Source organism: Flavivirga eckloniae, assembly GCF_002886045.1.
GTDB lineage: Bacteria > Bacteroidota > Bacteroidia > Flavobacteriales > Flavobacteriaceae > Flavivirga > Flavivirga eckloniae.
Genome location: NZ_CP025791.1, coordinates 3889564 through 3909779, shown reverse-complemented (window position 1 = coordinate 3909779; position 20216 = coordinate 3889564). Strand labels below are relative to the sequence as shown.

Annotated in this window: 24 protein-coding genes; 7 read left to right on the top strand and 17 right to left on the bottom strand. The window is 32.3% G+C overall.

Features of this window, described 5'->3' with window-relative positions; genetic code table 11:
* Positions 1-101: 101 nt before the first annotated feature.
* The gene (locus C1H87_RS16185) at positions 102-962 is read left to right on the top strand and encodes a DMT family transporter (RefSeq protein WP_102756815.1); all 861 of its coding nucleotides are present in this window, start codon (positions 102-104) and stop codon (positions 960-962) included.
* A gap of 83 nt (positions 963-1045) precedes the next feature.
* Positions 1046-2146 (top strand): DUF4407 domain-containing protein, encoded by a 1101-nt coding sequence (locus C1H87_RS16180; protein ID WP_102756814.1) that lies wholly within the window; start codon positions 1046-1048, stop codon positions 2144-2146.
* A gap of 9 nt (positions 2147-2155) precedes the next feature.
* On the opposite strand, the gene C1H87_RS16175 is transcribed toward C1H87_RS16180, so the two are convergent.
* A complete protein-coding gene (locus C1H87_RS16175) occupies positions 2156-2434 on the bottom strand; it encodes a hypothetical protein (protein ID WP_102756813.1) in 279 nt (92 codons plus the stop codon).
* Positions 2435-2657: 223 nt separating this feature from the next.
* Between C1H87_RS16175 and C1H87_RS16170 the strand changes: the two genes are divergently transcribed.
* Together C1H87_RS16170 and C1H87_RS16165 are read left to right on the top strand one after the other, a co-directional pair.
* Positions 2658-3089 (top strand): YybH family protein, encoded by a 432-nt coding sequence (locus C1H87_RS16170; protein ID WP_102756812.1) that lies wholly within the window; start codon positions 2658-2660, stop codon positions 3087-3089.
* Positions 3090-3092: 3 nt separating this feature from the next.
* Positions 3093-3569, top strand: coding sequence for a GNAT family N-acetyltransferase (locus C1H87_RS16165; RefSeq protein WP_102756811.1), 477 nt, complete (start codon positions 3093-3095; stop codon positions 3567-3569).
* A 15-nt stretch (positions 3570-3584) separates the two neighbouring features.
* Here C1H87_RS16165 and C1H87_RS16160 read toward each other — a convergent pair whose 3' ends face one another.
* The 10 genes from C1H87_RS16160 to C1H87_RS16115 all read right to left on the bottom strand — a co-directional run bounded on the left by C1H87_RS16160 (position 3585) and on the right by C1H87_RS16115 (position 10977).
* Positions 3585-4163, bottom strand: a complete 579-nt coding sequence (locus C1H87_RS16160; RefSeq protein ID WP_102756810.1) for a PhnA domain-containing protein — start codon at positions 4161-4163, stop codon at positions 3585-3587.
* Between the two features lie 416 nt (positions 4164-4579).
* Positions 4580-5410 carry a hypothetical protein gene (locus tag C1H87_RS16155; protein ID WP_102756809.1) on the bottom strand — a complete coding sequence of 277 codons (831 nt, stop codon included), beginning with the start codon at positions 5408-5410 and terminating at the stop codon, positions 4580-4582.
* A 192-nt stretch (positions 5411-5602) separates the two neighbouring features.
* Positions 5603-5971 (bottom strand): MmcQ/YjbR family DNA-binding protein, encoded by a 369-nt coding sequence (locus C1H87_RS16150; RefSeq protein WP_102756808.1) that lies wholly within the window; start codon positions 5969-5971, stop codon positions 5603-5605.
* A gap of 152 nt (positions 5972-6123) precedes the next feature.
* Positions 6124-6525: a GNAT family N-acetyltransferase gene (locus tag C1H87_RS16145; protein ID WP_102756807.1), complete on the bottom strand. Its 402-nt coding sequence runs from the start codon at positions 6523-6525 to the stop codon at positions 6124-6126.
* Positions 6525-7133 (bottom strand): DUF4230 domain-containing protein, encoded by a 609-nt coding sequence (locus tag C1H87_RS16140; RefSeq protein WP_102756806.1) that lies wholly within the window; start codon positions 7131-7133, stop codon positions 6525-6527. Before C1H87_RS16140 ends, C1H87_RS16145 begins: the two co-directional genes overlap by 1 nt.
* Before the next feature lie 3 nt (positions 7134-7136).
* Complete coding sequence (locus C1H87_RS16135; RefSeq protein ID WP_102756805.1) at positions 7137-7487, bottom strand: DUF4260 domain-containing protein; 351 nt, start codon at positions 7485-7487, stop codon at positions 7137-7139.
* A 36-nt stretch (positions 7488-7523) separates the two neighbouring features.
* A complete protein-coding gene (locus C1H87_RS16130) occupies positions 7524-8273 on the bottom strand; it encodes a cyclase family protein (protein WP_102756804.1) in 750 nt (249 codons plus the stop codon).
* 154 nt (positions 8274-8427) lie between these two features.
* A complete protein-coding gene (gene hemW / locus C1H87_RS16125; protein WP_102756803.1) occupies positions 8428-9582 on the bottom strand; it encodes a radical SAM family heme chaperone HemW in 1155 nt (384 codons plus the stop codon).
* A 206-nt stretch (positions 9583-9788) separates the two neighbouring features.
* Positions 9789-10340 (bottom strand): crossover junction endodeoxyribonuclease RuvC, encoded by a 552-nt coding sequence (ruvC, locus tag C1H87_RS16120; protein WP_102756802.1) that lies wholly within the window; start codon positions 10338-10340, stop codon positions 9789-9791.
* Positions 10333-10977, bottom strand: coding sequence for an outer membrane beta-barrel protein (locus C1H87_RS16115; protein WP_102756801.1), 645 nt, complete (start codon positions 10975-10977; stop codon positions 10333-10335). The genes ruvC and C1H87_RS16115 overlap by 8 nt, the downstream gene beginning before the upstream one ends.
* Before the next feature lie 37 nt (positions 10978-11014).
* Between C1H87_RS16115 and C1H87_RS16110 the strand changes: the two genes are divergently transcribed.
* Together C1H87_RS16110 and C1H87_RS16105 are read left to right on the top strand one after the other, a co-directional pair.
* On the top strand, positions 11015-11983 hold the full coding sequence (locus C1H87_RS16110; protein WP_102756800.1) for a lysylphosphatidylglycerol synthase domain-containing protein: 969 nt from the start codon (positions 11015-11017) through the stop codon (positions 11981-11983).
* Positions 11984-11985: 2 nt separating this feature from the next.
* On the top strand, positions 11986-13110 hold the full coding sequence (locus tag C1H87_RS16105; RefSeq protein ID WP_102756799.1) for a glycosyltransferase: 1125 nt from the start codon (positions 11986-11988) through the stop codon (positions 13108-13110).
* 3 nt (positions 13111-13113) lie between these two features.
* Here the strand turns inward: C1H87_RS16105 and C1H87_RS16100 are convergent, their stop codons facing one another.
* The 4 genes from C1H87_RS16100 to C1H87_RS16085 form a co-directional block, all read right to left on the bottom strand.
* On the bottom strand, positions 13114-13530 hold the full coding sequence (locus tag C1H87_RS16100) for a hypothetical protein (RefSeq protein WP_233783179.1): 417 nt from the start codon (positions 13528-13530) through the stop codon (positions 13114-13116).
* A 101-nt stretch (positions 13531-13631) separates the two neighbouring features.
* The gene (locus C1H87_RS16095) at positions 13632-14786 is read right to left on the bottom strand and encodes a tetratricopeptide repeat protein (protein ID WP_233783176.1); all 1155 of its coding nucleotides are present in this window, start codon (positions 14784-14786) and stop codon (positions 13632-13634) included.
* A 17-nt stretch (positions 14787-14803) separates the two neighbouring features.
* Positions 14804-16351: a M56 family metallopeptidase gene (locus tag C1H87_RS16090; RefSeq protein ID WP_102756796.1), complete on the bottom strand. Its 1548-nt coding sequence runs from the start codon at positions 16349-16351 to the stop codon at positions 14804-14806.
* Positions 16352-16353: 2 nt separating this feature from the next.
* Positions 16354-16716 carry a BlaI/MecI/CopY family transcriptional regulator gene (locus tag C1H87_RS16085; RefSeq protein ID WP_102756795.1) on the bottom strand — a complete coding sequence of 121 codons (363 nt, stop codon included), beginning with the start codon at positions 16714-16716 and terminating at the stop codon, positions 16354-16356.
* A gap of 156 nt (positions 16717-16872) precedes the next feature.
* Here C1H87_RS16085 and C1H87_RS16080 point away from each other — a divergent pair, with 156 nt between their 5' ends.
* Positions 16873-17355: a DUF456 domain-containing protein gene (locus C1H87_RS16080; RefSeq protein ID WP_102756794.1), complete on the top strand. Its 483-nt coding sequence runs from the start codon at positions 16873-16875 to the stop codon at positions 17353-17355.
* 423 nt (positions 17356-17778) lie between these two features.
* On the opposite strand, the gene C1H87_RS16075 is transcribed toward C1H87_RS16080, so the two are convergent.
* Both C1H87_RS16075 and C1H87_RS16070 read right to left on the bottom strand, forming a co-directional pair.
* Positions 17779-18453, bottom strand: a complete 675-nt coding sequence (locus tag C1H87_RS16075) for a response regulator (RefSeq protein WP_102756793.1) — start codon at positions 18451-18453, stop codon at positions 17779-17781.
* A 10-nt stretch (positions 18454-18463) separates the two neighbouring features.
* Positions 18464-20197, bottom strand: coding sequence for a tetratricopeptide repeat-containing sensor histidine kinase (locus tag C1H87_RS16070; RefSeq protein WP_158655254.1), 1734 nt, complete (start codon positions 20195-20197; stop codon positions 18464-18466).
* Positions 20198-20216 lie beyond the last annotated feature (19 nt).

Below are 20216 nucleotides of genomic sequence, written 5' to 3'. Positions count from 1 at the left end.
TTATTTTTGAAGCTTCAATATATAACACGCTTTAACCTGGCTCTTAAAAAAACAGACAAATTTAACGGGGTTAGGTTTGTTATATGACTTCCGAATACATCATGAAAAGCCAACATATAAAAAATGTTCTGGAACTTAGTTTTGCGACCCTGCTAATAAGTTCTTCTGCCGTTTTGGGAAAGTATATCGATATGCCTACCCCAGTTATAATTTGGTGGCGTTCTTCGCTCGCTTTGATTATATTATACCTATTCTGCAGAGTAAATAAAATCAGTTTAAAAATATACTCGACAAGAGATAAATCAACATTTTTTATAAGCGCTTTATTTCTAGCAGGTCATTGGGTGACTTATTTCTATTCAATAAAAATTTCAAATGTCTCAATTGGTGTCTTATCGTTATTTACGTTTCCTGCGTTAACATCTATACTCGAACCCTTGCTTACAAAAACAAAGTTCAATAAAGTCCATCTGCTTTTAGGCGCTTTGGTTTTAATTGGTATTTATATGCTGGTACCAGAGTTTAATATTGCAAAATCTGATGTAAAAGGTGTTATTTGGGGAGTCATATCCGCTTTATTATTTTCATTGCGAAACATTATTCTAAAAAGTAGTTCTCATAAATATAATGGCACCATGGTGATGGTATATCAGCTTTTTGTGGTTACCATTGTTTTATCTCCAGCTTTATATTTCTTAGGGGTTTCCGAAATCAAAACGCAATACCCGTATATTATAATGTTAGCTCTATTAGCAACAGCAATAGGCCATAGCTTATTTATAAAAAGTCTTAAACACTTTTCTGCTAGTACTGCAAGCATTATTCTTAGCACGCAACCACTTTATGCTATTATCCTAGCATTTATTTTCTTAAAAGAGATTCCAAATCGTAATGTTTTTATCGGGGGCACATTAATTATTTCTACGGTTATTATAGAAAGTATTCGGTCTAAAAAAACATAAACACCTCATCTTTTATATAGGATTATGTAACAAATAGGTGGGCTTTACGTTCTAATAGTCAATCAATCAAATCAGAACGAATTATGTTAAAGCAATTTTTTATTACCTGCTCGGGTTCCGATACCGACATTTTGGAACAATGTTCAAAAGGCGAGCAAAACAAATATGCAGGTATTGGCGCCACTGTTTTCTTTACTGCAGTTATGGCTTTTATAGCCGCTAGCTATGCCCTCTATACGGTTTTCGACAATGTATTTACAGCCATTGTTTTTGGCTTCATCTGGGGATTACTTATTTTTAATTTAGACAGATATATCGTCTCTACCATTAAAAAAACCGGGAATTTTACAGATGAACTTATACAGGCATCTCCCAGAATAATTCTAGCTATTATTATTGCGATTGTAATATCGAAGCCATTAGAATTAAAGATTTTTGAAAAAGAAATCAATCAGGTGTTACTCGAACAAAAGAATGCGCTAACGCTAGCTAATAAGAATCAAATTTCAGAGCAATTCACACCCTCTATTGAAGCGCTCCAAAATGAAATAGCTGGTTTACAAAACGATATAGATACCAAAGAAGCTGAAGTAAATGCTCTATACGACACTTATATTGCTGAGGCAGAAGGAACCGCTGGCACTAAATTATTAGGCAAAGGTCCTGTTTACAAAGAAAAACGAGACAAACATGATGCTTTACTCACTGAGTTACAACAATTAAAAATAGAAAACAAAGCTAAAATAACAGCTATAGAAACTCAAATTGCTTTACTTAAGGGTGATTATGAAACCCAAGTGGCAAGTTCGCAACCCATTATTAATAACTTTGATGGTTTAATGGCTCGCGTAAATGCATTAGGTGAATTGCCTTGGCTACCTTCCTTTTTTATTTTTCTATTGTTTTTAGCGATTGAAACCTCTCCTATAATCGCAAAACTACTAGCTCCAAAAAGTGCTTACGACTATAAATTAGAAGATCAGGAAACAGCCGTTAAAACCAATGTGCTTCAAAACAAAAATCAACGTGAAGCTTTGTTAAAAGCAGATCATGCTATTAACGACCGTATTTATAACGACATAGAGAGTGAAGACGAATTGTATACTTATAAGCGCAAAAAAACGAGAGAACTAATGCAGCTACAAGCTGATGCCTTTTTCAAGCATCAAAAAAACGCCTTCTAGATCTCTATGTTATGCGGCGTTTTCCGCCTTGAAATGATTATATAGGTCTTTACACCCTAAACCTATAATAGATAAATTTTTGTTCTTTTGGATGGCTTCATTATGAAGTGCTGCGAAAGCATTAACACCGTAACGGTCCATACTTTCTATATCTTGAATACTAATAGTTAGATTATTTACTCTTTCAAAAATGTTTTGAAACTCGTTTTGAAATACCTCTAAATTGTTTCTGTTTAAGATACCTTTAATCTTAAAAAAATTGTTGCAGCTAGAAATTTTTAAATCCATAGTTCTAATATTTTAAGTTACTCAATGATAGATATGAGGGATATTAATCGATTGATTTCGAAGTAAAAGTATAGAAACAAAAAGTTACTACCTTAATTATTCGATCAATCGATTTTAACTCTGGATAAAAAAAAATTCAATGTCAATTTCATCGACAAGTAACCATATTAATATCAATATTTCGTTATTTTTACCTTTCGTAACATACCTTAATGCATCAATAATGAAAAAGTTAATATTACTATTTTGCTTAGTTTCTATTTTTAACGGTTACTCTCAAACTTCTGAGGAAAGTGATAAAAAAGCTATTCTTAAAGTTTTAAAAAAACAACGCCTGGCTTGGTCCGATAATAATATTGACGAATTTATGGAGAGCTACTGGAAAAGTGATTCGCTTAAGTTTTATACCAGCAATGGCGTAACTCATGGTTGGGAAAACACATTAGAGCGGTACAAAAAAGCCTACCCTACAGAAGATCATACCGGAAAGCTAAATTTTAGAATAAATGCGGTTACCAAGATAGCTGAGGGTGCTTATTATGTTATGGGCGAATATCATTTAAAGCGTGAGGTTGGAAATGCTGATGGTATTTTTATGATTATCTTTAAAAAAATAGATGGCAAATGGAAGATTATTGCCGACACTTCGAGTTAATCCATGTCTATAATAGTTAGAAAAGCAACATTAAACGACTTACCTGTTTTACTGGAATTCGAACAGGGTGTTATTATTGCTGAACGTCCTTTTAATCCTACAATAAAAGACGGCGATATTAATTATTACAACATTGATGAGTTAATAACCCATGAAGATTCGGAAGTGTTTGTTGCAGAAATTAACGGTAACATTGTGGCTTCTGGATATGCAAAAATTAAAACAGACAGACATTATTTAAAACATACCCATCAAGGCTATCTGGGTTTTATGTATGTTTCTGAAGCACATAGAGGCAAACGCCTAAACAAAATGATTGTTGATGCTTTATTGAAATGGTGCAAAGCTCGACATGTTTTTGAAATAAGACTTGATGTTTACAACGACAATATCCCCGCTATTAAAGCTTACGAAAAAGCAGGGTTTAAAAAACACATGATTAATATGCGTTTGGATATTGAAAATATTGAACTGGAATAGTATAGGCTGTAAGACTTACAATTTCTTCACGTACTTAGTAATAATAACTATTTGTTGTGCGCCTACTTTACCTTCTATGTATTCGGCATTGTCACGATCTAAACGAATATTTCTAACAGCCGTACCTTGTTTAGCTACCATACTGGAGCCTTTTACTTTTAAATCTTTTACTAAAACTACGGCATCTCCGGTTTTTAAAACCACACCATTTACATCTCTATGAACAATCTTATTATCTGGATCTTCATGTTCTCCAGTGGCACGCGCCAGAGCTAAAGCATCATCATCTAAATACATCATGTCTAACAAATCTTTTGGCCAGCCTTCGTTTCGTAGTCTTTGTAGCATTCTCCAAGCCATAATTTGCACAGCTGCATGTTCACTCCACATACTATCGTTTAAACATCTCCAATGGTTTGCATCCATTTCTGCATGACCTTCTATTTGATCTGAACAGGTTTTACAAACCAACACATCGTTAGCTACATTTTCGTTTAACGACGGCGGGATGGTATACTGTTTTAATCCCTCTGTCGAGGTGCATAATTCGCAGGTATTGTTACTTCTTTCCTGTAATGTTTGTAATACGCTCATGCTTAACTTTAGTTTTTGCAATATTACGTTTTAATAAAAGGTTCTACAAGTTTAACATAGCAAACAAAAGAAGCTGCATGAATCGCATAGCAATTTACTTATCAGGTTGAAGTTTTCGAAATTTGTATTAATAAAGGGATTAATTATTTCGACAAAACTTAAAGTGATATCTATTTTACTTTTCAAGCAGCCTCTAAACTTTACTTATAAAACTGTATTATTCCGAACGCTATCAAAAACAAAATATATTTTGTCTGAAGATATGAAGCGTAGCTTTTGAAGCGGGAATCTCTCCTTTTTAGGGTGTCAAATTTTATTTGAGTACCTCGGCTACGGTTTATTTTAAGCGTAGTCGAAAAGCCAAAACAATCTTTATAAGCAATATATAAATCTATGAGATAATATAGCGTTTCACATTATTTAGAAAGATCGTGTATCCATGTATATAAATAATCTCCGTGAACACCAGTAAAATATTTACTCCATGCTTTACCTTTAGCTTTTTTAGCTTCTTCATCTGGAAATGCTTCTTTCAATAGTTCAGAATTTCTGTCGTACATTTTATCTAAATCTCCCATGGAATCAAGAAAAAATGCTTCCATGTATTCGGTTCTATCAGATCCCCATGCATGTACATGCGGATAATATGCTTTTATATGCTCATTTTTACTTATAACGGTATCAAACCATTCTTTTTTCAGAGCTTTAAACTCTTCTTTTGTACCATCCTCCGGAAATGAAAAATGATTTTTTCTAACGTAAGTTACCATATCCTTTGTAGGCTTTTCGGTCATTAACTTAACTCCAGGTACGGTTGCATAAATTTCGTCGGAGTGTTCGTTAGCATAATAGGCCATGCGCTTTTTCATAAAAGCCTTCCTTTCGGCTTCATCGGGCCATGCTTCTTTAATTAATTCGGTATTTCTATCCGCAAACTTACCCATGTCTTCCCATGAAGCAAATGTTTGCACATAAATCAATTCTGTATTGTCTGCTGTAAATAAATGCGTATAAACAGAAGCATTCATGATATATTCGTTTTTCATGATTACTTTTTCCAAGAACTCTTTCTCGATAGCCTTCCATGTTTTCATATCAAAATCTTCCATATCCATATTCCAATGCATGGTAGTTACGGCAATAAGTTCAGGACGCTTTGGAGCTTCTTCTTGGGCAAGGAGAGTAACAGGGCTTAGCAATAATAGCGCTGCTATAACAGTTGTAAAAATTTGGTTGGTTGTTTTCATAATCTGTTAAAATTTAAAGTTTATATAATTGAATTAGTCAATACAACTTTAAGATTATGGGACACTAAAAGATTTAGGACAACCTATTATGCGCTATTTATCAGTAAAAAAAAGAATGTAGTAAATATAAATGGAGATTGAGAGATTCTAAAGATACAATAAAAAAACGATGGTTTTACATTTTACCTTATTTTACATTGAGAGTAAACTGTCTCTCATTTTTTTAGTCATACCCTTTACAACCATATCGTACGAGTGGTCTATAAGATGACATATTAGTTTTGGTTGCAATTCACCTTCATGAACATATAAGGTATTCCAATGTTTTTTACTCATATGAAACCCTGGTCGAATGCTATTATATTCTGCTCTGAGCTCTTCGGAATATTCGGGATCTGCTTTTAAATTTACTGAGGCTTCTCCTGCTTCCCAACGCTTTAAGGAAGCTAGAGCAAACATTTTCCCAAGAACTTTGAAAACCAGTGTTTCTTCATCAAAAGGAAACTCTTCTGTGGTGCCTTTTTTGCTTAAACAATATTCTCTTAGTTGATCTATGTGCATGATTTTTATTTTTATATTCCAGTAGTCGAAGTACGAAAAAGGGGCCTATTGGCTGATGAATTGTAGTTACAATTAAAAAGATTCCTGCTTTATTTAAACATCCATCCTAAATTCAGTTCAGGAAGTTCAATACAAGTCGCAGGAATGACATATTATTTTATAATTCGTTCCATTACTATTTCCGGTTTGTTTAATTCCGTATATCCAAATTGCTTATATAGACCGTGCGCATCTGCTGTTTTAAGCATCCATGTTTTGCATGATAGTAATTGAGGTTCTTCATGTATCGCCTTAATTAGTTCTTTGGAATAGCCCTTACCTCTATATTCTGGTAAAATAAATACATCCATCAGGTAGGCAAACACCACATAATCGGTGGCTACTCTGGCAAAACCTATTTGCTTAGCTTCTTTATAAACGCCAAAACACAAGCAATTTTCTATAGAGGTTTTAACTGCTTGAATCGTTCTGCCTTTAGCCCAATATGTTTCGGTTAAAAACCTATGGATCGCTTCTATTTGAAGTTTGCTTTTATCGGTTGAAATCTCAATCATTATTGAATCTTTTTAATAGATTTTTCTTCTATTTTCAACGCCGAATAATCTAATTTCCAACCTATGGTTTCCACTATGGTTTCAATAAGTAAAATGGTTTCCAGAGCTTCTTTTTGGGCTATTTGAATAAGACCACTCTCCGGGATTTTGTCTTGAATGTGTTGTTTGGCTTCTTTATGTAGATCGGTTAAATCGGTTGCTTCAAATTTATTGAATAAGCCATCGGACTTATCGTAATAGTTTAAATTTGTTTCAATCGATAATACTTCTGGTTGCGGGAAATGTTGCAGTAAAATTTTCTTTTTATCGTTTTCGGCTACCAATTCAATCTTGGACAAATCGTACCCAACATGGGCTTTAGCATTTACAATAACCAAGGCTTTCTTTTTGCTTGATATTAGTTTTAAAAAACGCTCTTTAACATCCTCATAATGATAGATTTCGGCAAAATCGCCTTCTACCGTAATAAACTTACAAACTGTTTTAATTTTTTCTAAAAGTAAAGTTGACTGTGCCTTAACTAATTGTTTTTTCTTAAAAGACTTGAAGTAAGTTACTATACCCAAAGTAACCAAAACTCCAATTATAATTCCTAAAAATGCCTCCATATGTTATTTACCTATTTGTCCTAAATGTGTGTGCTTAAAACTATCGAAATATTTTAATCCGTAACCAAAAATTCTATCGAGGCTAGCATGAGAAAACAATACGATTCCTATTAGTTTTATAATATTGCTTTCGGTAATTACCCCAACAAAATAGATTCCAATGGCTATGGCTTTATGGTGAAAAAGGTTATACAAAAAGGCTCCTTTCTTGGGTCCCAACAAATAGCCTAACATACCAATATCTGGCATTAAAATGAGTACAATAAACCACCACCAACTATATTCTAATCCGGAGAAAAGATATATCCCGAAAATAAACATAAATAATTCTTCAACCTTTAGTGATGTTTTCATCGTTCTATTTTTTATCGTGTTAATTAGAGTACTTCCTTAACTAATTACTTTATACAAGATAGGCTTACTGGGCGATGCATCATTTTCGAAGGGTGCTATTTGAAGGTTTAAAAAGTACACCCCATCTTCAACCTTGTTTGGCACATAAATAAACTCTGTTATTGTTGCGTCCATACGTAACTTGCCCTTAGTATTCCAAAAGGCATTATGCGCCTTAAGTTCACATTCATCTCTTTCTTTATCTACACTAGGCAAATCAATTAATAAATGTTTTACGCCTTTTTCACGTAAATAAATTGCGGCATCTTCTAATAAGTATGTTGGATTTGTGTGCGAATACTGTGCTGTTAATTTTTCTCTGGTATTAGGAATGGTTCTTATAACTATGGCGTCTCTTTTTTTATTTCCAATAGCAGATTGTAATTGTTTTTTAGATATTACAAAATCACCATTAAGCATTTCGGGAGCTGCGGTTACTACTTCGGCCAAAAAGAAAAATTGCTTTAAATTCTGATTTATAGAGTGTACTTTTTCGGTAATGTGTCCCACGCATTCGGTGTGTGTACCATGGGCATGTGGGTTAAAAGCTATATTATTGAAGTTTACACATGCACCCTCTAAAACACTAATAACCTGACCATCGTCTTCTGCAGGTTTTATAACTGGCGCATCTACATACCACGCATTTACATTGTTTTTTGATCCCCTAAGCGGTATAGAAATATCTATTGGCTGGGATAAGTCTATTTGAAGTTTTTTTGATTTGTATTGAATTGTTGCTAACATGTATGCCGAATTTCTTTCAGCATCTTTTAATTAAGATACTTTTACCTCAAATATAAGTTTTTTAATTCTGGATTATACTATTTAATAATATCACATTTCCTTTTTTCCTTTAATGCTTTGGTAACTTTTCTCTTAGTTTTTGCACAACCTAGAACTAGTTAAGGATAAACAATTCTGATGCTATCCCATCTACTAAAAACTTGCCTTTTTGAGTGGTTTTTAGTGTCTCCATACGATCTTGATTCTCGTCAAAATCTTTCGAAAAGGTAAGCAAGCCTTCGTTTATAAATTTTTCTGTAGATGTTTTTAAATGGAGAAGATAATCGTTTCCAAAACTCTGTTCTATTTTATTTAAAGACACGCCCCAAATGGTTCGCAACCCCGTCATGATGTATTCGTTATACTGATCTTCCTTAGAAAGTGTTTCTAGTGTGCTAGGCAATTCGTTATTTTGAATTGCTTCTATATATTTTGAGTTGTTCGACACATTCCAGCTTCGTTGATTTCCGTTAAATGAATGTGCAGAAGGCCCTATGCCTAGATATGGTTTACCTTGCCAATAACTGGTATTGTGTTTAGAGAAATAATTAGGTTTTCCAAAATTTGAAATCTCATAATGCACATAGCCTTGTTCGTTAGTTTTATCTACTAAATGATTAAAATGCTCAAGAGCCAAAGCTTCATCAATTGGCGGATAATTTCCCTTTTTTATAAAAGCATCTAGTGCTGTTTTGGGTTCAACTGTAAGTGCATAGCTAGATATATGATTAACACCATAACCAAAAGCCATTTCAAGATTTTTATTCCATTTTTCCAAACTCATATTGGGAATCCCGTAAATGAGATCGATTGTAATGTTATCGAAATATTCCGTGGCTACTTTTAAGCATGTCTTGGCTTCTTCGGCATTATGTGCACGGTTCATGTTTTTTAAATCGTCTTCAAAAAAAGACTGAATGCCAATACTAAGTCGGTTTATTCCAGCAGCTCTGTATTTCTCAAAAATGTTATCGGTTAAATCGTCGGGATTCGCTTCTAAAGTGATTTCGGGATTATTAATTACCGAATAGTTTTTATAAACCGAATCTATTAATAACTGCAATTCGTTATCTGTTAATAAACTCGGGGTGCCTCCCCCAAAATAAATGGTTTCTATTTTATGATTTACCAATACTTCTTTTCTCAATTCCAATTCCTTTATTAAGGCGTGAACCAATGCATCCTTCTTCTTTAAAGACGTTGAGAAATGAAAGTCGCAATAAAAACATGCTTGTTTACAAAATGGTATGTGGATGTATATGCCTGACATTTTTTGGTATTCAGTGTTCAGTGTTCAGTGTTCAGTGTTCAGTGTTCAGTGTTCAGTGTTCAGTGTTCAGTGTTCAGTGTTCAGTAATAAAGGTATTTTTCTTGAGCTACGATTTAAATTTTATTATAAATCTTTATTAAAAACTTAGTAACCTCAAATGATTTATGTAAATACTGCAAACTGCCAATGCTTACTGGGAACTAAAACTAACCAAGCTTATCAGGATTCTGTTTTACAAAAGCACCCCACCCTGTGTAATTTTTGCCAACACTAACCTTGCCTGAGTTGTAAAAATGACAAACTGCTGCAGCTAAACCGTCTGTGGCATCCAAATTTTTAGGTAATGTTTTTAAACCTAAAAGACTTTGCAGCATTTTGGCTACCTGTTCTTTGCTTGCGCTTCCGTTGCCTGTTATGGCCATTTTAATCTTTTTAGGAAGATATTCCGTAATTGGTATCTCCCTACTTAAGCCCGCTGCCATAGCAACGCCCTGGGCTCTACCCAGTTTTAGCATACTTTGTACGTTTTTACCAAAAAAGGGAGCTTCAATAGCAATTTCGTCCGGATTATGTGTATCGATGAGTTCTATCGTGCGCTCGAAAATGAGTTTTAATTTTAAGTAATGATCGTTGTATTTTTTTAAATCAAGTTCATTTAGTTGTAAAAACTGCATGTTTTTACCAACGACTTTTATGAGTCCGAAACCCATAATGGTTGTACCGGGGTCAATACCTAAAATAATTCTTTCCTTAGTCATATTGATCGCAATAATAACAACCACTAAGTGATATTGAGGCTCCTATAGTTAGTGTTACAAGGTTTCCGTTAAAGGATCCGTACCCATCTGTTACGGGAGAAAAATCCTTTAAAAATCCATGAACATATGCAAGATCGGCATAGATGGACAGTTTATCGGAAATACCATGATGAAATTCTATTCCGGCCATCGCATTCATAAACGAGGTTTTATTTTGCGTAAAATTCCCCAAAGGGCTTACATTTGAATATCCTGGTCCTGCATGTACAAATACTCCCGTACGTTGCGATAGGTTAAACATTCTATTTGCATTATATACTAATTGCAAATTAACACGAGTGTAATTAAGCTTAAATTCTGATGCTTCACTTTTATTAGACATTCTATTAAACCCATAATCCAATTTTGCTCCTAGTGCCTGCCTGAACATATATTGAACTCCTACATTTACTGAGGGGAAATTAATTGTTTTTCCTTCAAAGCCTGTAACGAATCCATCCTCGGTCGGGCTGTTTAATCCTAAAGCAAATTGGGCTTTAAATGTACTGGTGTTTCCTTGAGAAGAGGAAACAAAACAAATAAATATTAAAGCAATTGCACAAAAAGCTTTTTTATATGTTTTTAAATTTGAGGTCATGATGTAAATAATTTAATTTGCACTCTTAACTTGGTATATGACTTATACGCTACCGTACAAAACTAAACAATTCTTTTTTGGGCTTATTAAATTAAGTATTGTAATCGGTGCTTTTTATTTTATTTACCGTAAGTTAATGCATAATCCAGAACTGGATTTTAATGCTTTTATTGGGTTTTTATCAAAAAAAGATGCTTTTTCGATTAAAAACATGCTTTTTCTACTTTTTTTGACATTTTTAAATTTGTTTTTTGAAATTATAAAATGGCAAAAGTTAGTCGATCCTATTAAAAAAATAAGTTTAAAAAATGCTTTCGAACAAAGTTTGGGTTCTTTAACCGCTTCGTTATTCACACCAAATAGAATTGGCGAATATGGCGCTAAAGCCATTTATTACACAGCTAATTACAGAAAACGTATCGTTCTGATTAATTTACTGGGAAATGTATCACAAATGTGTATCACAACTATTTTTGGATGTATTGGTTTTTGCTTCTTTATAGTGAAGCACCAAATTGATATTAATTATTATAAGCTGGCTCAATTTCTTTTAATCGCCCTACTTATTATTGGTTTAATAGGATTTGGTATGCAAAAAACAAAACTCACTGTTAAGGGATTTTCCATAAAAAAAATCAAACATTTTATTTTAGAATTTCCTAAAAAAAATATGGCACTGGCTTTACTTTTATCCTTGCTGCGCTATATGGTGTTTTCTTTTCAATTTTACTTTCTATTACAACTTTTCGGAATTGATATATCGTATCTTGAGGCCATGACTGTTATAACGTCCATGTACTTATTAGCATCAATAATACCGTCCATTTTCATATTCGATGTTGTTATTAAAGGTAGTGTTGCCATTTATTTATTTGGTATTGTAGGGATTAACGAGATTGCTGTTTTGAGTACCATCACTCTTATGTGGTTGTTGAATTTTGTTTTACCTAGCATTATTGGCAGCTACTTTGTAATTAATTTTAACTTGCCTAAAGCCGATAATTAATTATGGTTTTAATAAGCATAATCGTTACATTAAGTTACCTATTTTTAATTGGACGCTTTGCGTTTGGTTTTGATAACATTAAACCATTCGAATTAGAAGACCTGCCTCCAAAAACCAAATTTTCTGTTATTATTCCTTTTAGAAATGAAGCCGAAAATTTACCCCGTCTATTACAATCTATAGCTTTACTTGAGTATCCAAATCATTTATTCGAAATTATTTTTGTTGATGATGATTCTAATGACAATTCGGTTGATTTGATTTCGGGTTTTCTCACTAATGTTAAGCATGATATTCGGGTGATTAATAATAAAAGAACTTCTAATTCCCCTAAAAAAGAAGCTATAACTACTGCTGTTTCTCATTCGAAAAACAGCTGGGTCATAACTACGGATGCGGATTGTATTTTACCAAAATATTGGTTAGATAGTTTTGATGCATTTATCCAAAAAACGAATGTCAAATGCATTGCGGCTCCGGTTACCTATAATAATTCGGATGGTTTTTTAAATCGATTCCAGTCTCTGGATATTTTAAGCTTACAGGGCGCTACAGTTGGAGGTTTTAGCATAAAAAAACCGTTTCTCTGCAATGGAGCAAACTTTGGATATGAAAAAGCTTTGTTTCAAGAATTAAATGGTTTTGAAGGCAATACGGATGTTGCTAGCGGCGACGATATTTTTCTTCTCGAAAAGGTAGCAAAAGCCCACCCGGAAGAACTTCATTATTTAAAATGCGAAAAAGCTGTTGTAAAAACACAAGCACAATCGTCATGGAAAGGTTTAATATCTCAGCGTATTCGCTGGGCTGCCAAAACAAGCGCTTATAATAATTGGTTTGGAAAACTTACCGGACTTATTGTTTTACTTATGAATGCTTTGTTTATCTCTACAGTGTTGCTTTCCGTCTTAGACGTATTTAGTTTTAAAATCTTAGGTTACATCCTATTCATAAAGTTTAATATAGATTTCCTTTTAATCTATAAATCGGCTTCTTTTTTTAATGAGAAGTCTGTTTTAAAAAGTTTTCCTTTGGCATTTATTATGTATCCTTTTTTCAGTTGCTATGTAGCCTTTACTTCGCTTTTTAAAACCTATAAATGGAAAGACAGAACGTTTAAAAAGTAATTCCTAGTTTACACTAATAATTATTGGCAGCCTAAATTCTGTTATAACCTGCTGTCCACGTTTTATTGCAGGAAAGACTTTGGGTAGCGAGTCCAAACTTTCAGTTAACAAATCTTTAATATTAGGAATTTCTTTTATTATAAGATCATCTACCTTCGTCTCTAAAATGGTTACGGTACCTGTTTCTGATACTTGAAGTTTTAAATTTATGGTATCATTAATGTCTCGGGTTACAACAAGAACCTCGTTTTGTAGATATTTAAATATATGTCCCGTTAATGTGTTTGTAAAACATTGCTGTTTTTCTTGTTTGGTTGACAATGAGTCGCAGGCAGCAAATGTTGGATATTCATCAACATCGTTCCAATTAAAAGCTTTTAATTCTTCATTTAAAATAGCCTCAGAAGATGTTTTTTTCACATTAAAATACTCACAGGAAGTAAGTAATATTACTAATAGAAATACACAAATCTGTCTCATGGATTAAAACTGAAAACCGAAATGTACAATTTTTTTAGATTTTAATTGCCTTTTCCTCCTTCCTTCATGAATTTTTCTTGCTTTAACTCACTAATACGCTTATCTATATATTCTATATGAAAACCAGACGGGAATTTCTTTTTAAAGTTATTGTACATTACCAGTTTTGCATCTAAATCTGCGTAATATGCATCTTTAGTTATGAGCAAAAAGAAATGTGTCCCCACAATGTCGGGAGCTTCTTTTATTGCTTTTTTTAGCATTTTTATGGATTCTTCATATTTTTTTTGCCTGTTTAATATAGTCGCTAATTTTGAATATTCTGTATTTAACGGCAAGTCTGTTAATACCAGAAATTCCTTTATATACTTTTCCGCATTAATGAAATCGTTAAGTTCATCATAATACGTACCTATAACATACAAAGACGTTGCATCGTTGGGATTATATTTTAGAACCCGTTTTCGCTGTTCAATAGCCTTTCTTATTTCATAATTTTCATAATAGCACAGACTAAGCTTTTCGTGAATAAATTCGGAAGATTCACCAAGTTTAATCAATTCTTCGAACCAAACAGCAGCTTTTTTATAATCCTGTTGCCAATAATAGTTTTGTGCTTTTAAACTTATTAGTTTTATATTATTTGCGTAAGTCTTTAAGCCTTCATCAACATACTTACCTACTAATTGATACCTCCTCTTCTGCAGATAATATTTTGCTATTTTATAAATAGCTTTTTGGTGCATGGAGTCTAAATCGTATGCCGAATGAAAGCTTGTAATAGCGGTAGAATCCTTTAATCTTTCGAGAATCAATCCAAGTTCGTAATGGTAGTTGGGGTTTTTATGATCTATATAAATCAAATCATTAAAAACTTTAGAAGCCTTTTCTAGTTTTTTAGTTTTAGCCAATAACTTGGCATAATTATACTTTATTATGGCGTCGTTAGGTAATTCCAGCGTACCAGCGTCATAATGTTTTAAAGCCTCATCGTAATTCCCTATAGCAATATATGCTTTGGCTATTTTATTATAAACTTTGGATTGATTTTTATAAGCTTTGTAATGCTCTATTGCTTTAGAATAATTACCATTTGCGTACAAACTATCTGCCTTATCTAAAATCGAAGTTTGGGCTTCGGTTTTAAATAGTATCATTAGGATAACAATTAATTGAGAGAGATATTTTTGGGACATTTTAGTAGTATTTTAGACTATTCTCGAACTTGAAATATGATAGGTAATGAATAAAGCACTGTAGCTTTTTCTCCTTGATGCTCTCCTGGTATCATTTTTGGAAGCGTTTTAATTACACGAACAGATTCGTTTTCTAACACTGGATGTGGTGCTCGAACACGTACCACTCCTATATTTCCATCTTTATTGATTTTAAAAATAATGTTTATACGCTGTTTACCTATTAGGTTTAGACGACTTGCCAGTTTTGTGTTAAAATTTCTGTTTACATGTTTTGCTATACTATGAGTAAGACATTTCTTTTGTTCGCTCCTAGGTAAATTTTCGCAGCCCGGAAATACAGGTGCTTGACTTATAATTGCTAATGGGACGTCCGACTCATCTTTAAATGCTTCTTTACTATTTAACAAGTTCTTACTTTCTACAAAAATTTTATATGGCGACCCATTTCGTGTTTTCATTCTCCATGGAATATATTCTTCGGGTACTTTTTCGTTAATAGCATGAACACTATAAACTATTTCTTCTTTTTCAGAACCTAAACTTAACCAAATTACATAGTTAGGGTTTTCATCTATAAAGTTCTCTTGTTTTCTTTTGGCTTCAATAATTTCTTCTGTATCTAACTCATTTAACTTTACGCTATAGTTATACTGGCTTAAGTCTAAACTACTAGTTTGATCTGTTTCATTTTGGTATTCGCAAGAAGAATAAATTAACATCCCCAAGACTATTGGTATTAGAAATGCATACTTTATTAAATTGATTTGATTTGATTTTGATTTTTGTAACATGATGATTCGCTTCTTGATTAATGATTGTTTAAAAAATGGATTGATGAATGACATATTTTTTGTTTCGAAAACCTGCGATAATAAGTTCTCGTAGTATGCCTTTTTGTTATGGGTTTTTATTGCCTTTTTATCTGCTATAAACTCATGAAGTTGCATTATTCTATTTTGATACATATAAACTAATGGGTTAAACCAGAATAGAATTCGTTGTATTTCAAAAAACAATAAGTCTAGTGTGTGCTTTTGTTTTACATGAACCATTTCATGCTTTAAAATGGATTCTTTTTCTTCTTCATTTAGCTCTTCACCTAAAAAAATAAAATGAAAACACGAAAAAGCCATTTTACTATTTAGTATCTTAACAATAAGCAAATTACCCTGTTTCCATTTTGGGTTTTTAGAGACTATCCTTATCAATTTAAATATCTTGAACAGAAACAAAAGAATAGTTAATAACATACCTGTATATAAAACCAATTCCCAAGTCCATATGGATACTGTTTCTGACTGCAATGCATTTAATTGTAAAGCATCTGATCTTGTTGGTTGAATACCACCTATAATAACTTCTGGTAGGCTTATTATATATTCCTTAGGAAGGACCTCTTTAAAGTGTCTTATCTTAATAAAAGGAATAATTAATGACAATAGCGATGTAATCAGAAGATAAGCTCGATTCCAATCAAAGAATGTTTCTTTTTTTAAGAACCAATCATAAATGATTAAAAAGAATAACTGAAACACTATCGTATTTATAATATAATGTACCATAGCTATGCGCCTTTTTTGTTAATTTCCTTCAATACAGACTCCAAGTCTTTAATACTCATATCATTTTTCTTCATAAAAAAGGACACCATACTTTTAAAAGAACCTTGAAAATAATTATCAACTAATTTATTTATAGATTGATTGCTATAGTCTTGCTTTGCAACTAAAGGAAAATAAATATGTCCCTTACCTTCTTTTTCGTAACCTACAAAACCCTTACTTTCTAAAATCCTAACTATAGTAGATACCGTATTATATGCTGGTTTTGGTTCGGGAAACTGTTCCACTATAGCTTTAACATTAGCTTTTTTTAACTCCCAAAGTATTTGCATGATGTCTTCTTCTGCTTTTGTAAGTTGTTTCATTTTACAATATTTTATTAATAGGACTAAAACCTTGTTCAACTAAACATTTAGTTGAACAAATATAACTAAAAAATTAGTTTAAACTAATTTTTTAGTTTAATAATGTAACATTTACTTTCTTAATACGTCTTACAATCACAAAACTTAAGCACTTATATGGATATTGTTTTAATAATTATTGCTGGCTTATTTATGATTTTTGGGATTATTGGTAGTTTTTTACCAGTGTTACCTGGTCCACTTACCAGTTGGGTAGGACTGCTTATACTTTCTTATGCAGATCCGATATCGATGAACAGGTCATTTATAATTATTACGCTCGTGGTAGCTATACTCATTTGGGTTTTAGATTATATTGTCCCTGCCATTGGCACAAAACGATTTGGAGGCACCAAATATGGCATGATAGGTACCTCTTTAGGTCTAATTGTTGGACTTTTAAGTCCTATTCCTGGCGGTATTGTTATCGGTCCCTTTGTCGGAGCTTTAATAGGAGAACTTTTAAATAAAAGTGATTCTAAAACTGCTACAAAAGCTGCTTTTGGATCTTTTATTGGCTTTATTGCTTCTACATTTATAAAGTTTATTACTGCTATTATTTATCTTGGGTTTTTTATTGGATTTTTATTGGATATCTAAATACATCAAAATGAAAACAACTCTCTGTTCTTGGTATACTTGTTTTACTTTGGCTATGTTTCAACAAGATTTGACTTGAACTTTCTTATTCGTATGTCTTATAGATGGGCTGGAAAAAGAAAAGCAACATGACAAATAAATACAATTAGATGATTTAGATTCCTGCTTTCACAGGAATGTTAAAAGAAGAAACCCTATGGGTCTCTCACCTCCATAGGGTCTGTAAATTGCTATTATCAACAAAAAAAATTGAGGGATTAATTAATTTTTTTGAAGTGTTGACATTACAAATATAATTATTAGTCCTGTATTCGAACTGCGGGTTTCCCGCAGTTGACTTGTGGACAAAAGGTACTTTTCAAGTATATCAAGGGTTTTCGGAGTAAAAAAAATATTTTTTTTACAAAAAAATGACGGTTTTCATCAAACAAAGCCCTTTTTTCTGGCTTCATTTAGTAAAGTTTCGTCCTGTCCGTCGTTCACATCAAAGATATCTCTTAGGTGTTTTTTCCTTTTTTCAATGGCACTTAAAGAAATGTCTAAATGTGATGCTAGGTTTTTAGTTTTTACACCTTGAGATAACAGATGAAGTATTTTTCTGTTTTTATCATCGATAACAATATCGCTTGCAATTGTTTTTCTAATGTGACTATTTACCGTACCACTATAAAATGGCGGATTATTAAGTACAGCCTGGAATGCACTTGCAAGTTCGCTAGATGTTAAATCACTTTTAATTAAAAACCCTTCTGGGTTTATTGTTTTAATAATATTATGAATTCTAAAAGACTCATTAAACATGGTTAGCACAACTATTTTTGTCTTTGGTAAAATACGTCGTGCATATTCTGCCAAGTCTTCTCCTGAGCTCATAGAACCATCTGCAGATGGAGGTAAACTAATATCAACAAATAAAACATCGTAGGGTACTTCCCTTTGAATTGATTTATCCATATAGGAGATAGCTTCATCACAATTATTAGCTATATCAATTACTAGTTCTTGACTTTCCTTTTTGGTGAAAAGCAAAGTATTTTGATACCCCTCAATAATTATTGGGTGGTCATCAATCATTAATATTTTTATCTTCTCATTCATAAATTTTGTTTTAGGTAATTGGGGCCTCTATGGTTACTGTGGTTCCTACATCTTTTTCCGAGGTTATATTTATACTTCCATTTATTTCATTTATTCTGGATTTCATGTTTTTTAGTCCTATACCAGACTTTGCTTTATTAACATCAAACCCAGAACCGTTATCGTTCATTATCAGGCAAATTACATTATTTTTTAATTTAAAACTAATATTTACCAGCGTAGCTTGTGCATGCTTGTATATATTATGGAGCGATTCCTGAATGATTCTGTATATGTGGATTTTAGTTTTATTTGAAACTTCATCCCAATGAATTGTATCATCATGCCCTAATTTATATTCAAGTCCATAAGTTAAAGTTTGCGTTTCCAGAAATGTTTTTATGATATCGATAAACCCAGATCCCGAAACAAAATCGGTATTTAACTCATGCGATACTTTTCTAATATCCTGCTCAATTGTTTTAAGTTCGTCTATATATTGTCCTCTTGCTTTTATCGCATCAGAACTATTGCTTAAATTTAAACTATCAAGACTTAAACGTGTTCCGAACAATCTCCCTAAAACGCCATCGTGCAACTCTTCAGAAATGCGTTTTTTCTCCAACGTTCTTGCTTCTTCAATAATCTCATTTTGAGATAGCATCAGATTATAAATCTCTTCGTTTGCTTGCTGTTGTTTTTGAATAAATTTTAATTCTTTGTTTTTATTTCTTTGAGCAATTACCAAATACAATAGAAACGATGAAATAACTAATACTACCGAAACTATCAAAAGCCACATTCGTTCTCTGGCTATTTTTATATTTTCCTGTTCTATTTGCTTGGTTTCAAAACGAATTCTTGCAAATTTATTCCGTATAGCTCTTTCATTTTTTTGCAAACTGTCATTAAGCTTTATATATTCCTTTAAATATTTTGTAGCAACATCTCCTTCTTCAATCTCAGATATTAATAATAACGAACTTAGCAACTCGTCATTATGGTATTGACCAGCAATATCTTTTGCTTTATAGGCATAATATTTAGCAGAGTCTTTATTGTTTTTATCATTATAATACTCTGCTAAATGCTGGTTAATAATTATTGAATTATAGCCTCCAGGATTAACACTATCAGTTATCTTTAAAGCTTTAAAATACAAATCGGGAAGTTCCTCATAGTTTTTAGACAAATACAATGTATGCGCATAATTATTTAAAACTAAAGCATACATATCTGGACGCTCGTTTATTAAATTTTCATTTTCTAAAATTTGCGAATAATAATCCTGAGCTAATTTATATTCACCAGATTTCTTATAAGAAAGTGCTAAATTATTCTTTGAAATATCTATATTAATTCTATTATTCCCTTCTAATTTTCTCTTTAAAGATATGGCTAGCTTATAATAAGAAATTGATTCTTCATATTGTCCCAATTCACCAAAAACTAATCCTAAATTATTATATGTTGAAGATTTCAACCTCAAAACTCTATTAGTTTCAATTAAAGATTCTAAAAGCGTAATAACTTCAATAGAGCTAAGCTCACTTGCTGTTAAATCTTTTTCATTTTTTTGAATTACAGCAATACCATATAATGTTTCTGCTAACCTAAATTTATCATCAAGATTTCTATAAATTTTTTCTGCCTCTTGATAATGATAATAGGAACTATCTCCAATAAAACTTTTCCGATATAAACGCCCTATGTTATAATGGGCATTGGCATAAGCAATAGAATCTTTCACGTGTAAAGACGACATATCTTTCTTAATAGAATCT